Origin of the sequence: Psychroserpens sp. (genome assembly GCF_036960315.1) — a bacterium.
GTDB lineage: Bacteria > Bacteroidota > Bacteroidia > Flavobacteriales > Flavobacteriaceae > Psychroserpens.
The window spans coordinates 44502-57040 of record NZ_JBALVR010000005.1; the positions used below are offsets into that span (position 1 = coordinate 44502).

Sequence of the window (12539 nt, forward strand, 5' to 3'; positions counted from 1 at the left end):
TTTTTTATGTCCAAGATTTAAAAGGATTCAGGCTTAACTGCGAATTGTAATAACGCTTATCTCCTGTAACTTCCTGACCTAACCAATCTGGTTTTTCAAATGATTCATCTTCATGGTTGAGTTCGACTTCAGCAATGATTAAACCTTCATTATCTTCAGAAAACACATCAACTTCATACAAATGGTCGCCAACTTTTACTTCGTATCGTACCTTATCGATCACTCCTTTTTCACAGAGCTGTAATAAATCTTCGGCATCAGTTTTCAAAATCTCTTTTTCCCATTCAAAACGTGATAAGCCATCGTTAGTAGATTTTCCTTTTACCGTAAAATAACCTCTTTCGCCTTTAAGTCGAACTCTAACCGTTCGTTCAGGATTAGTATTTAAAAACCCTTGAATGATCCGAGTTTGTTTATAAGATTCTGTTTTAAAATCTTCTGAAACGACTAAAAATTTACGTTCTATTTCTATCATGATTACTTCCCGTGAAAACGGCAATCTATTTAAAAACACTCAAAAATAATGAGTACTAATTAATATTTTAATAAATCTCAACAAATGAGATTCCTGCATTCGCAGGAATTCATAAATTTACACTATGCTAGAGGAATTACCTATTAGAAAGATTATTCATGTTGACATGGATGCATTTTATGCGTCTGTGGCACAAATGGATAATCCTGAGCTTATAGGAAAACCAATTGCTGTTGGAGGTGGTGAAACTCGAGGTGTCATAAGTGCTGCAAGTTATGAGGCTCGAAAATTTGGTGTAAAAAGTGCCATGTCTGGACGATTAGCCATTAAATTATGTCCAGAACTCATTTTCGTAAAAACCGATTTCGCTCGTTATACCGAAATTTCAAAACAGATACGAAGCATCTTCTATGATTATACAGATCTAGTCGAACCACTATCGCTCGACGAAGCCTATCTGGATGTTACCAAAAACAAAAAAGGTAATCCGAGCGCTTCTTTAATCGCTCAAGAAATTAGAGTACGTATTTTTAATGAAGTAGGTTTAATGGCTTCTGCCGGCATTTCTATCAATAAATTTATTGCAAAGGTGGCTAGTGATTATAACAAACCCAACGGACAAAAAACCGTAAATCCTGAAGAAGTACTTCAGTTTTTAGAAGATTTAGACATTCGGAAATTTTATGGTGTTGGTAAGGTTACGGCTGAAAAAATGTACCAAAAGGGGATTTTTACAGGTCAAGATCTAAAGTCAAAATCTTTAGAATATCTGGATAAAAACTTCGGGAAATCTGGACGTTACTATTACTCGGTGGTTCGAGGGATTCACAACAGCGAAGTCAAGCCTAATCGTATTAGAAAATCACTCGCTGCCGAACGAACCTTTAGTGAAAATTTATCTTCGGAAATATTTATGCTCGAAAAACTGGATCATATTGCTGAAGAAGTCGCGAAGCGACTCAAAAAAAATGATGTCGCTGGAAAAACCATCACCTTAAAAATAAAATACAGCGATTTTACATTACAAACTCGAAGCAAGACCTTAGCATATTTTGTTAGCGATAAAAGTTTGATTTTAGAAACTGCTAAAAACTTGTTGTATCAGGAAAAGCTAAATAACTCAGTACGTCTCCTAGGAATTTCGTTATCAAATTTAAATACCGATAAAGGTAAAAAAGCGAAACCTAAAGTAGATGACAAAAAAAGCGTAAGTGTACAATTAAGGTTTGATTTCTAATTGTATTTTGAAGATGGTACGAAGTGCTAAATTATGTTAATGTATCTCTATTAATTAAGATAGTTTATACATTGTAACATAAATCAATCCTTATGAAACAGCTATTTATTATTGTGTTTGGTCTTGTATTATTTGGTTGTAATAAAACACAACAGATTAAAGAAGACCTTAAAGAAATTAGCAGTGTTTCAGAGATTATCTATAAAAAAGGAGCTGTTGTCCCATTTGCTCCAAACATATTTTCCCAGTTTACGAATGTTAGAGACTTTACCATTTCTGCAAAAGAGAGTGAAGCCTATTTTACTCTCTTGAGCCCTTTTGGAGAGCTATCGGTTATCATGCATGTACAAAAAGACAATGATACTTGGCAAGAACCTAAAATAACAAGCTTTTCTGGTCAATATAAAGACTTGGAACCTTTCCTCTCCCCTGATGGATTAAAACTCTATTTTGCTTCAAACAGACCTGTTTCTAAGGATAGTACCATCGTTAAGGATTTTGATATTTGGTATGTTCAGCGCGACAAATTAGGTGCAAATTGGTCGGAACCTATTAATATTGGAGCTCCTGTAAATTCATCTTTAGACGAGTTTTATCCCTCAGTAACATATTCTAATAACATCTATTTTACAACCATCAAAAAAGAGTTGGAGTCTCAGGATGATATCTTTATGTGTGAATGGAAGGATGGGAACTATTCTGAACCCGAGCCTCTAGGTGAAGGTGTGAATACCAAAGGCGCCGAATTTAACGCTTACGTCGCTCCAGACGAATCCTATATTTTATTTAGTGGATGGCGTAGATCAGGTGGTGTTGGTAGTGGTGATTTATATATCAGTAAACGTGAAAATGGTGAATGGCTTCCTGCAAAAAACTTAGGAAAAGAGATCAATTCAAAATATATGGAGTATTGTCCGTTTGTAAATAAGGAAACAGGAACGCTATATTTAACAAGCCGAAGAAGCCACATCGATAAAAAAGATGCTGGCTATACTAATTTTGAGGAACTCATGAACGAAATCAACAGGTATGACAATGGCTCAAGTCGGATTTACAAGACAGATTTTAAGGATTTGATTAGCAAATTTGAGAACTAAATATATAGGACAATGTGATTTCCGCGTTAGCGATTGTAACGGCATCCTTTTTACATCATTTCGAGTGATGCGACTAAAAGAAGCATTGTATCGAGAAAAAGTAAAAAGATATAGTGGAAAGCGCGACCCTTGTGGTAACGCCCAACTTTTAAAAACTACAGGTTGTAATTTCAGATACTCGTAAGGTATTTACCATTCCTTTATCTTGAATAGGCATCGCTGCTAAACTAATAAGCATGTCTCCTACTTCTAGATAACCCTTTTTGCAAGCAATAGCATTTACGTCTTCGATAGTTTCGTCTGTACTCACAAATTTGTCATAGTAAAATGCTTCAACGCCCCAAAGTAAACTCAGCTGAGTTAAGATTCGTTTGTTAGACGTAAATACTAAAATATGAGCACTAGGTCGCCAAGCCGAAATTTGAAATGCTGTATAACCACTATTCGTTAATGTAGAGATAGCTTTAGCACTAATTTCGTTTGCCATATTAGCGGCATGATAACAAATAGATTTTGTAATGTAACGCTTGGTTTTGATATGTGGAGGCGATTGTGGAACCTGAATTAAATCTGAATCTTCAACGCTTCTTATAATATTTGCCATTTGACGAATCACCTGAACTGGATATTTTCCAACAGACGTTTCTCCAGACAACATCACTGCATCTGCACCATCCATAACAGAATTAGCAACATCATTTACCTCAGCACGTGTTGGTGTTAAGCTTGTAATCATTGTCTCCATCATTTGGGTCGCAATAATTACCGGAATTCTAGCACGTTTAGCTCTTAGTACTAGTTGCTTCTGAATTAAAGGCACTTCTTCGGCAGGAATTTCTACACCTAAATCACCACGAGCAACCATCAATCCATCACAATAGGCGACAATCTTATCGATATTTTCTACAGCTTCTGGCTTTTCTATTTTGGCAATAATTGGAATTTTTTGATCACTATGCTCTTTGATTAATTCTTCGAGTTGCATTAAATCTTCGGCGTGACGCACGAAAGACAATGCCATCCAATCCACTTGTAAACTACAAGCAAAAATAGCATCTTCAATATCTTTTTCAGTTAAAGCAGGTTGCGATATATCAGTATTGGGAAGGTTAACACCTTTTTTAGAACGTAAAGGTCCACCTTGAATAACACGTGTTTTAACTTCCGATTTTTTATCGGTAGAGACCACTTCAAAAATTAGTTTACCGTCATCCAAAAGAACTCTCTCTCCCGGCTTTGCGTCTTGCGGGAATTTATCATAAGTCATGTAAACACGATCTTTTGTGCCTTCAAAACGTTCACCTGTAGCAAAAATAATTTCGTCGCCTTCATTGACAATAACCTCACCTTTCATAACGCCAACTCTTAATTTTGGTCCTTGCAAATCGGCAAGAATAGAGGCATTATAACCAAACTCTTCGTTGAGGTCTCTAATCATTTTAACGCGTTCTTCTACATCTTTATAATCTGCATGCGAAAAGTTGATTCTAAATACATTGGCGCCTTCTTCCAACATGCCTTTAAGCACTTCTTTACTACTTGTTGCTGGTCCTAAGGTGGCTACTATTTTGGTTTTTTTCGTTCTTAACATTAATCAAAAATTAGGTGGTCTTTAGATTTTATCTGATCGATATCTACACTATAAGTGGTAATGACTTGAGGTATAGATTGTATCTTGTTTATGATTAGTTTCTCATTAAAATTCCTGTGTTCGTTGGATACTTTAATAAGGTAATCTACTGTTTTTAATTCTGGTAATAAGTTAAAGGTTCTTGTCACTGTAGATGAGTTTTGAAACAATGACCCAGAACTTTGGAGCGAAGCTTCTTCCTTTTTACAGACGTTTGAAACCAAATTCCAAACGATATCAAACTTTGTGTTTCCCCATTCGTAAATAGAAAAGGACGCTGCAAAATAATTGTAGTCTAAATCTTTTGCTTTACGTTCTAAATTAAGTTCTAAATGTTTATTGAGAAGATAAGCCAAACGATAATCTTCTAGACTACAGTGAATAGCTAGAAGTGAAAAAGAAGCATCATAAAAATCGTCAACAACTAATTTGTGTAATGCCATAATTAATCAACTACAAGTTGTAAAGATACTATATAAAAGCTATCTATTTGTGAAGTTTTGGTTAATCTTATAGCACCCACAACAACGAAAACGTTGTAGTTAGCAAGTTAAATTTAAAAAAGAAATACAAACTTAAAACACTTTGCTTATTTCTCGCTGAAATGCAAAAAACGCACGTTTGGATGCCTTTTCCTCAGCTTTCTTTTTTGAAGTGGCTCTTGCCTTGGAAATCACTTTATCGTCAATTGATAACTTAACAGAAAAATGCTTTAAATCATCATTTCCAGTATCTTCATAAACGTTATAATCAAAGGTTTTCTTTTCTTTCTGACACCATTCGATTAACAAGCTCTTATAGCTGATAACTCGACCTTCTAACGTTTCAATATCCACATGAGGTGTAATAATACGTTTATGGATGAATTTTTCGCAGTACTTATAGCCCTTATCTAGATAAATGGCACCTACCAAAGATTCAAAAAGGTTACCGTGAATATTGTTTCCGAAGTTTGATTTTGGAATTTTACTTTCTATTAAATCTATCAGATTAAGCTCTTTACCCAACTCATTAAGATGCTCTCTACTCACCACTTTAGAGCGCATTTTTGTTAGATAACCTTCATCTCCATGAGGTACTTCTTCAAATAAATAAGAAGCAATAACGGCACTTAACATGGCGTCTCCTACAAACTCCAATCGCTCGTAGTTAATTGCATTCCCTTTTTCGTCCTTGATATTCATAGAACGATGGGTAAATGCCTTGATATAAAGGGACTTATTCTTGACCTTATAGCCTAGAATAACGTTCAGTAATAAAAAAAAATTCCCGTCTTTATGAGTACGGGAATTTTTTAGTATGTTACGAATGAAACTCATTCGGGATTCAATCTATTTTTTTAAATAATACACAAGCGTTGTGACCGCCAAATCCAAACGTATTACTCATAGCAACTTTAACGTCTCTTTTTTGTGCTTTATTTAATGTTAAATTAAGTTTCGGATCAATATTCTCATCTACGACTTTGTGATTTATTGTTGGAGGCACAATACCATGTTCCATTGCTAAAATTGATGCAATAGACTCAATAGCGCCTGCAGCTCCTAATAAGTGTCCTGTCATGGACTTCGTTGAGTTAATATTGATGTTTTTTGCGTGGTCTCCAAACACTTCAGAAATCGCTTTTAGTTCAGCAACATCTCCAAGAGGTGTTGATGTACCATGCGTGTTGATATGATCAACTTCTTCAGGTTTGATACCCGCATTTTCTAAACAATTTTTCATTACAGCAATAACTCCAATTCCATCAGGATGAGGCGCTGTCATATGATACGCATCAGAAGATAAACCACCTCCTAATACTTCAGCATAAATTTTAGCTCCTCTAGCTTTTGCGTGCTCATAATCTTCAAGAATAATAGCTCCTGCTCCTTCGCCTAATACAAAACCATCTCTGGTAGCATCAAAGGGTCTAGAGGCTGTTTCTGGGCTTTCATTTCTTGTTGATAGAGCATGCATGGCATTAAAACCACCCATTCCCGCAATAGTTACTGCTGCTTCACTTCCTCCTGTAACGATTACATCGCAATGACCCAAACGAATCATATTTAATGAATCGAACATAGCATTAGCCGAAGAAGCACAAGCAGATACCGTTGTGTAATTGGGCCCCATGAATCCATGCTTGATAGATATGTTCCCTGGTGCAATATCGGCAATCATTTTTGGGATAAAGAACGGATTAAATCTTGGCGTACCATCTCCATCTGCGTAATTTAATACCTCATTTTGAAATGTTTCCAAGCCTCCAATTCCTGCGCCCCAAATAACACCTACTCGTAATTTGTTTACTTTATCTAGATCTAACTTAGAATCTGCAATCGCCTCATCTGAAGCAACCATAGCATACTGTGTAAATCTATCCATTTTACGAGCCTCTTTTCTATCAAGAAAATCGGTAGCGGTAAAGCCTTTTAATTCACAAGCGAATTTTGTTTTGAACTTTTCAGTATCAAAATATGTTATAGGCGCAGCACCACTTTTACCACTAATAAGTGCTTCCCAATATTCATCTTTGGTATTGCCTATAGGTGTAAGTGCTCCTAGACCGGTAACTACTACTCGCTTTAATTCCATAAAGATTTATTGGATTATTTTGCTTCTTCTATATAAGAGATCGCTTGACCAACTGTTGCAATGTTTTCAGCTTGGTCATCTGGGATTTGAATATCGAATTCCTTTTCAAATTCCATGATTAACTCGACAGTGTCTAATGAATCTGCTCCTAAATCGTTTGTGAAGCTCGCTTCAGTAACAACTTCGTTCTCATCAACTCCCAATTTGTCTACGATAATCGCTTTTACTCTTGATGCAATGTCTGACATAATTTTTAATTTTAAGTTTTAATTAGTTTGCAAAAATAAAAAAACTTTATTTCAATACACCCCTTTAATTTAAAAATGTGTCTGTAATTTACTAAAATTACTTTGAAGAATTTATCTTTTACGCACTAATTGTTAATTATTATTCTTTTTTTTGTTTCTGAATAATCTAACCTATTTTATCTGTAAATGAAACGTATTGTAATCTTTGCGTCCGGAAGTGGAACTAATGCTGAAAATTTAATTAAGTTTTTTCACAACAGAGAAAATGCTTCTGTTATTCAGGTACTCACTAACAATTCTCACGCCAAAGTTTTAGAACGCGCCAAAAAATTAAATGTTAGTGCGCTGTCATTCAATAAAATAGCATTTACTGAAACCGATGATGTATTAGATATTTTAAAATCGGCCAAACCAGATTTGATCGTTTTAGCGGGTTTTCTTTGGAAATTTCCTGAAGCAATTCTAAGCCATTTTCCAAATAAAGTGATTAATATCCATCCTGCTCTGCTTCCAAAATATGGTGGCAAAGGCATGTATGGTAAGCATGTTCATGACGCCGTTGTTGCCAATAAAGAATCTGAAACAGGCATCACCATTCATTATGTGAATGCGCATTATGATGAAGGTGCCATTATTTTTCAGTCGAAATGTGCTGTACTCGATACTGATTCTGCTCAAGATGTAGCAGATAAAATCCATGAGTTGGAGATGGAATACTTTCCGAAAGTGGTAGAAGAACTTTTAATTTCAGAATAAGACTATGACCGAAATTATTGATTTAAGTCAAGAAATATATGAGGGTATGCCTGTTTACAAGGACCTACCACAGGTTAAAATGTCGATTCATAATACACATGAAGAATGGGATGGGGATTTTGAAGCTACAACTAGAACACCTGCTGTTCATAAACTAGAACTTGGAGAGCACACTGGGACTCATGTAGATGCTATTAATCATATGGCCAAAAAACATGAAGGTCAATCCATAGATAAAATGCCATTGTCAATGTTTTATACTGAAGGCATATGCTTGGACCTCTCACATAAATCATTTAGAGAATTAATCGAAGTAAGCGATATTGAAGAAGCTTGCAAAAAACAAGATTTAAAAATATTAAAAAACGATACTGTATTAATATATACTGATCATTATAGAAAAGCATTTGGAACTAAAAATTGGAATAAAGGACCAGGAGTTAGTGCCGATGCCGCTAGATGGTTAGGTCATAAAAACATATCTGCTTTCGGTGTGGAAACGATGTCTCCTGGAGTTTCGGGGATTTCAAATAAAGAGGTTCATCATATTTGTGGCGAACTAAGATTTACACATTATGAAAACATGATAAATCTATATAAATTAATTGGGCGACATAGATTTCGATTTATTGGATTGCCTCTTAAAATTAAAGGCGGAACAGGTTCTCCTGTTAGAGCTGTCGCAATATTTGAAACCTAGCTTTAGTTTATAAATGTCAAAGAAAAAAAAATATTATACCGTTTGGAAAGGTCATCACACAGGCGTTTTTGAATCTTGGAACGCCTGCAAAGCGCAAATTAAAGATTTTCAAGGTGCACAATATAAATCGTTCGCCACGTTTGATGCTGCAAATAAAGCATTGGAGGGCAACTATTTTGATTACATAGGTAAAAACAAATCATTTACTAGCGAACTTTCCGCAGTACAACTCAAAAAAATTGGACAGCCAAATTATAATTCCATAGCTGTTGATGCCGCGTCTTCTGGAAACCCTGGTATTATGGAATATCGTGGTGTAGATACTAAAACAAAAAAGCAACTTTTTATACAAGGTCCATTTCCTGAAGGCACCAATAATTTAGGGGAGTTTCTAGCATTGGTGCATGGGTTGGGTTTTCTAAAAAAACACAATAGTGATCGCATCTTATATACTGATTCTAGAACGGCTATGAGTTGGGTTAGAAAAAAAATCTGCAACACCAAACTAGAACGCAATGAGAAAAATAAAGCCTTGTTTGAATTGGTTGATCGCGCTGTCGATTGGTTAAAAAGCAATTCCTACAACACAACTGTAGTAAAATGGGAGACTAAAGCTTGGGGCGAAATTCCTGCAGATTTTGGTCGAAAATAAATTCGTTTTTTAGTCCTTAAAAAATGTATATTTGCAGCAAATTTTAAAAGCTTTATGAGCAAATTAGTTATCGTAGGAACCGTAGCTTTTGACGCTATTGAAACACCTTTTGGTAAAACCGACAAAATTCTTGGTGGTGCGGCGACCTTTATTGGTCTAGCAGCTTCACATTTTAATGTTGATACCGCTGCAGTTTCTGTTGTAGGTGGTGATTTTCCACAAAAATATTTAGATTTATTAACCGACAAAAACATCAATATTGATGGAGTTGAAATCGTAAAAGATGGTAAAACCTTCTTTTGGAGTGGTAAGTATCACAATGATATGAACTCTCGTGATACCTTAGCTACAGAGTTAAATGTTTTAGCTGATTTTAATCCTATTGTTCCTGAAGCATACAAAGATGCAGAAGTTGTCATGTTAGGTAATTTACATCCAATAGTACAATTGGGCGTTTTAGAACAAATGACGACAAAACCTAAACTCGTTATTTTAGATACCATGAACTTCTGGATGGATTGTGCGCTTGAAGACCTGCATAATGTGATCAAGAAAATTGATGTGATTACCATAAACGATGAAGAGGCAAGACAACTCACTGGAGAATATTCTCTTGTAGTTGCTGCTCGTAAGATTCATGAAATGGGACCTAAATATGTAGTGATTAAAAAAGGAGAACATGGTGCATTACTATTTCATGATGACCATATGTTCTATGCACCTGCTTTACCTTTGGAAGAAGTATTTGATCCAACAGGGGCAGGTGATACATTTGCTGGAGGATTTTCTGGTTACTTAGCAAAAACAGAAGATTACTCCTTTGAGAATATGAAAAACGCTGTTATCTATGGATCTACACTAGCATCATTTTGTGTAGAGAAATTTGGAACAGAACGCATGGTGAATTTAGAAAACGAAGAAGTTCATAAACGAATGCAGCAGTTTAAACAACTCACACAATTTAATATAGAATTATCATAAACCAACGCGCTCAAATTTGAGCGCGTTTTTTAATTAATACTAAATCCCAAATTTATAATTTTGGTACACGCAAAAACAACAACACAACAATGAGCGATGCTTTAAAACATGAATGCGGAATAGCACTCATAAGACTTAAAAAACCATTAGAGTATTACAAAGAAAAATACGGAAGTGCGTTTTATGGCGTCAATAAAATGTACCTCCTTATGGAGAAGCAACATAATCGTGGACAAGATGGTGCTGGATTTGCAAGCATAAAACTTGACACCAAACCTGGAGAGCGATATATAAGTCGTGTGCGCTCGATTGCTCAGCAACCTATTCAAGATATTTTTGCTCAAATTAATGAACGCATTAATGACGAACTTACCGAACATCCCGAATATCAAGATGACGTGGCCTTGCAAAAACGACATATTCCTTATGTTGGCGAATTATTTCTAGGCCATGTACGTTATGGTACTTTCGGAAAAAATAGTGTTGAGAGTGTTCATCCATTTTTAAGGCAAAACAACTGGATGCACAGAAACCTTATCGTCGCTGGGAACTTTAATATGACCAATGTAAATCATTTGTTTGATGGCTTGGTAGAATTAGGTCAGCATCCAAAAGAAAAGGCAGACACCATTACAATCATGGAAAAAATTGGTCATTTCCTAGATGATGCTGTCGCCAAAATCTATAAGAAACTAAAAAAAGAAGGTTACAATAAAAGTGAATGTTCACCATTAATTGCAGAACGGCTCAATGTTGCTAAAATCTTAAAGAAAGCGGCCAAAAACTGGGATGGTGGTTATGCGATGGCTGGCCTTTTAGGTCATGGTGATTCGTTTGTTTTACGTGATCCGTCTGGTATTCGTCCAGCATATTATTATGAAGACGAAGAGATTGTTGTAGTGGCATCAGAACGTCCAGTAATTCAAACCGCTTTTGATATTGATTTTGATGATGTTAAAGAGTTAGCACCTGGTCATGCTATTATCACGAAAAAATCTGGAGAGGTATTTATAGAGCAAATCCTAGAACCTCTAGAACGAAAAGCCTGTTCGTTTGAACGTATTTATTTTTCTCGAGGAAGTGATGCCGAAATCTATCAGGAACGAAAAACCCTTGGTAAATTATTGATGCCAAAAGTATTAGAGGCTATCGATAACGATACTAAAAATACGGTGTTTTCTTATATTCCAAATACTGCGGAAACATCTTTTTTCGGAATGATAGAAACAGTTGAGCAACACCTTAACGAACGAAAAACAAAAGCTATATTAAATGGTAATGGAAAACTTTCTGCAGAAAATGTAACCGAAATACTTTCTGAAAGGCCTCGTATTGAAAAAATAGCCATCAAGGATGTAAAGCTAAGAACCTTTATAACCGAAGATAGTAGTCGCGATGATTTAGTGGCTCACGTTTACGATGTGACTTACGGTGTTATTAAACCTAGTGACAACTTAGTTATAATTGATGATAGTATTGTTAGAGGCACAACGCTCAAAAAGAGTATCATCAAAATGATGGATCGTTTAAATCCGAAACTGATTGTTGTAGTTTCTTCAGCTCCTCAAATTCGTTATCCGGATTGCTACGGAATAGATATGGCAAATCTTGAAAGCCTTATTGCATTTAGAGCTATGCTTGAACTTTTGAAGGAGAATGATAAGTATTATATGATTGAAGAGGTGTATCATAAATGTAAAGCTCAATTAGAATTAAAAGATAAAGAGGTTAAAAACTTTGTCAAAGATTTATATCGTGAATTTACAGCTGATGAAATTTCAGATAAGATTGCTCAATTGATTTCTGACGATACTGTAAAAGCAAAAGTGAAGACCATTTTTCAGCCTATAGAGAATTTGCATCAAGCTTGTCCTAAAAACTTAGGCGATTGGTATTTCACAGGAAACTATCCAACAGATGGAGGTAACCGAGTGGTTAACAAGGCCTTTGTTAATTTTTATGAAGGCAACAAGGAAAGAGCCTACTAGATAAACGGTTGGATTTCGGCACTTTATCCTGAAAAAATTGCTTTTTATCTGATAAAAATGTAGTTCGTCTAATATTTAACAAACCTTATCTAATAAACACATACATTGGCATCACCATAACATAAGTAGGTTAAGTTCATGGTAGATTTGGGGCAAAAAAAGGTGAACTTCTGTTCACCTTTTTTTATTGACATAACT

The 12539-nt window shown here is 35.4% G+C and carries 13 protein-coding genes; 7 read left to right on the forward strand and 6 right to left on the reverse strand.

Features of this window, described 5'->3' with window-relative positions:
* Positions 1 to 4: 4 nt before the first annotated feature.
* Positions 5 to 475 carry a CYTH domain-containing protein gene (locus tag V7719_RS09925; RefSeq protein WP_335729749.1) on the reverse strand — a complete coding sequence of 157 codons (471 nt, stop codon included), beginning with the start codon at positions 473 to 475 and terminating at the stop codon, positions 5 to 7.
* Between the two features lie 124 nt (positions 476 to 599).
* Here V7719_RS09925 and dinB point away from each other — a divergent pair, with 124 nt between their 5' ends.
* Positions 600 to 1712: a DNA polymerase IV gene (gene dinB / locus V7719_RS09930; protein WP_335729750.1), complete on the forward strand. Its 1113-nt coding sequence runs from the start codon at positions 600 to 602 to the stop codon at positions 1710 to 1712.
* A 92-nt stretch (positions 1713 to 1804) separates the two neighbouring features.
* The gene (locus tag V7719_RS09935) at positions 1805 to 2809 is read left to right on the forward strand and encodes a TolB family protein (RefSeq protein ID WP_335729751.1); all 1005 of its coding nucleotides are present in this window, start codon (positions 1805 to 1807) and stop codon (positions 2807 to 2809) included.
* Positions 2810 to 2957: 148 nt separating this feature from the next.
* Here V7719_RS09935 and pyk read toward each other — a convergent pair whose 3' ends face one another.
* From pyk to V7719_RS09960, 5 genes are all read right to left on the reverse strand, one after another.
* Positions 2958 to 4400 carry a pyruvate kinase gene (gene pyk / locus V7719_RS09940; protein WP_335729752.1) on the reverse strand — a complete coding sequence of 481 codons (1443 nt, stop codon included), beginning with the start codon at positions 4398 to 4400 and terminating at the stop codon, positions 2958 to 2960.
* A complete protein-coding gene (locus tag V7719_RS09945) occupies positions 4400 to 4882 on the reverse strand; it encodes an IPExxxVDY family protein (RefSeq protein WP_335729753.1) in 483 nt (160 codons plus the stop codon). Before V7719_RS09945 ends, pyk begins: the two co-directional genes overlap by 1 nt.
* Before the next feature lie 132 nt (positions 4883 to 5014).
* Positions 5015 to 5758 (reverse strand): ribonuclease III, encoded by a 744-nt coding sequence (rnc, locus tag V7719_RS09950; RefSeq protein ID WP_335729754.1) that lies wholly within the window; start codon positions 5756 to 5758, stop codon positions 5015 to 5017.
* Between the two features lie 7 nt (positions 5759 to 5765).
* Positions 5766 to 7016 (reverse strand): beta-ketoacyl-ACP synthase II, encoded by a 1251-nt coding sequence (fabF, locus tag V7719_RS09955; protein WP_335729755.1) that lies wholly within the window; start codon positions 7014 to 7016, stop codon positions 5766 to 5768.
* 14 nt (positions 7017 to 7030) lie between these two features.
* Positions 7031 to 7264: an acyl carrier protein gene (locus V7719_RS09960; protein ID WP_008269813.1), complete on the reverse strand. Its 234-nt coding sequence runs from the start codon at positions 7262 to 7264 to the stop codon at positions 7031 to 7033.
* A gap of 186 nt (positions 7265 to 7450) precedes the next feature.
* Between V7719_RS09960 and purN the strand changes: the two genes are divergently transcribed.
* The 5 genes from purN (at position 7451) to V7719_RS09985 (ending at position 12341) form a co-directional block, all read left to right on the forward strand.
* Entirely contained in the window at positions 7451 to 8020 is a 570-nt protein-coding gene (purN, locus tag V7719_RS09965; protein WP_335729756.1) for a phosphoribosylglycinamide formyltransferase, read from the forward strand.
* Between the two features lie 4 nt (positions 8021 to 8024).
* The gene (locus V7719_RS09970; protein ID WP_335729757.1) at positions 8025 to 8720 is read left to right on the forward strand and encodes a cyclase family protein; all 696 of its coding nucleotides are present in this window, start codon (positions 8025 to 8027) and stop codon (positions 8718 to 8720) included.
* Between the two features lie 13 nt (positions 8721 to 8733).
* Entirely contained in the window at positions 8734 to 9372 is a 639-nt protein-coding gene (locus tag V7719_RS09975) for a ribonuclease H family protein (RefSeq protein WP_335729758.1), read from the forward strand.
* 54 nt (positions 9373 to 9426) lie between these two features.
* Positions 9427 to 10353: a PfkB family carbohydrate kinase gene (locus tag V7719_RS09980; RefSeq protein WP_335729759.1), complete on the forward strand. Its 927-nt coding sequence runs from the start codon at positions 9427 to 9429 to the stop codon at positions 10351 to 10353.
* Positions 10354 to 10442: 89 nt separating this feature from the next.
* Positions 10443 to 12341, forward strand: coding sequence for an amidophosphoribosyltransferase (locus V7719_RS09985; RefSeq protein ID WP_335729760.1), 1899 nt, complete (start codon positions 10443 to 10445; stop codon positions 12339 to 12341).
* Positions 12342 to 12539 lie beyond the last annotated feature (198 nt).